Here is a 1612-nt window from a genome sequence, read left to right as displayed (position 1 = left end):
CCCTTGAGGGGGAGATGTCCGGCAGGACAGAGGGGGGCGCCTCGCGCAAACTTGTCAGGCATAGCCAACCCGCCAGAGACACCAACTGCCGCTCCGACAAATCCCTTGCGTGAGCATCGCGGCCTTTCTCGGCGATCATCCTTAGAGCCGCGACGGCTATATCACGAGCCACACCTTCATCAGCAACCGCGAGCAGCCTTGCATTCCGCCCGTCACCGGCAACCGACACCCGCCAGCGGATTCCCGCCTCGGTGCTCGCCGCCTTCAGCCGCATGTCGGCCGTCACAGCATCCATCGTGAGTTGCCCGCCACCGTCGACAACGACCGAAACCTTCGGCCCGAGCCGCTGCGTCAGCCCGGCGTCCTCGACCGCTTCCCTGATCCGATCAGCCAGCGGCCTGGGGTCGGCGATCTCCTGCGGATCGATGCCGGCCAGTGGTCCGGTCTCCACTGGTACGCCAGTGCGGACCACAATGCCCAGCGCATCGACTTCCTTCGCCAGCAGGGTTGCACTTTGCGTGGTCAATCCGCGTATTTGCAAGCTGCCGCGCGCTGTCACTTCCATGATGCCGTTGCCGTGCCGCAGGGCGGATTCTGCCAGCCCGATCAGAAGCTTCGGCGACAATCCGCCAGAAGATGGGCCTCCGGCGACCGGGTTGAGCCGCACCAGCAGGCCGTCGCCGGTCTGCATCGGCGCCGAAAGGGCCGGGCAGGCGCCGCGGCGGGAGTAGGCGTTCATGCCGCCAACTCCCGTGCCTCGGCAATCAGTGCCGCGAGGTCGTCGTCGATCGAATTGCGCAAGGGATGCCAGAGGCCTCGCCGTCGCGCCGACAGGAGGCGTTCGGCAATGGCTTTCGCGGCGGCCGGGTTTTCGCGCAGGATGAAGGCGCGGACGCCCGCATCGCCGAGATAGGCATCGTGCACGGCGTCTATCAGCGCGCCCGGTATGGCCTGCGTGGTTTCGGCGAAGCCAACCAGCCGGTCGACGGTTTCGGCGAATTCCGAGGCGCCGCGAGGGCCGTGGCGCATCTGGCCCGCTATGAAGCGGGCGTTGACGGCGCGGGCGCGCACGACGCGCGTCACGGCCTCACTAACTGAACGCGGCTTCGGCCTCTGCGGATCGGTCGTGTCGAGCACGATGACGTCGGCATTCCTGCCAAGCGCTGCAAGGGCGGCCGAGAAGCCGCCGATGAAAGCGACATCGGCCGAGCCTTCGAGGATGTCGCGGCCGGGATCGTCGCCGGTGTGGACGAGAAGAGCGGCTTCGGCGATGCGGTTCTCGAATGCGCCGGGCGCGGCGATCCCCTCACCGCCGGCGCCGCCATAGGAATGCGACGTGGCATCGAGATAGGCGCGGCCGATTTCCTCGCGCGCCGCCCAGTCACCGCTCGACAGGATTTCCTCGACGCCAGCGCCGTAAGTGCCAGGCGAGGTGCCAAAGATGCGCGGGCTGATCTTGCCCTCGGCGCGGGTCCTTGCGGCGAGCGGATTTTCCGAATCGTCCTCGTCGCGCGCGGCAACGGCGTTGGCAGCGGCATCGATCAGCGCGATCTGGGTCGGGAACATGTCGCGGAACAGGCCGGAGATGCGCCAGGTGACGTCGACGCGCGGG

2 protein-coding genes are annotated in these 1612 nt (G+C 67.6%); both read right to left on the bottom strand.

Features of this window, described 5'->3' with window-relative positions:
* Positions 1–739 (bottom strand): precorrin-3B synthase (cobG, locus tag FJ980_RS30910; protein ID WP_140547347.1); only part of this gene is annotated, 739 nt, incomplete at its 3' end.
* On the bottom strand, positions 736–1612 hold an 877-nt coding region (locus FJ980_RS30905; RefSeq protein WP_181181368.1), incomplete at its 5' end, for a cobaltochelatase subunit CobN. The genes cobG and FJ980_RS30905, both read right to left, overlap by 4 nt.

This window comes from Mesorhizobium sp. B1-1-5 (assembly GCF_006443065.1).
Classification (GTDB): domain Bacteria; phylum Pseudomonadota; class Alphaproteobacteria; order Rhizobiales; family Rhizobiaceae; genus Mesorhizobium.
This window is presented reverse-complemented; position numbering and strand designations above follow the sequence as displayed.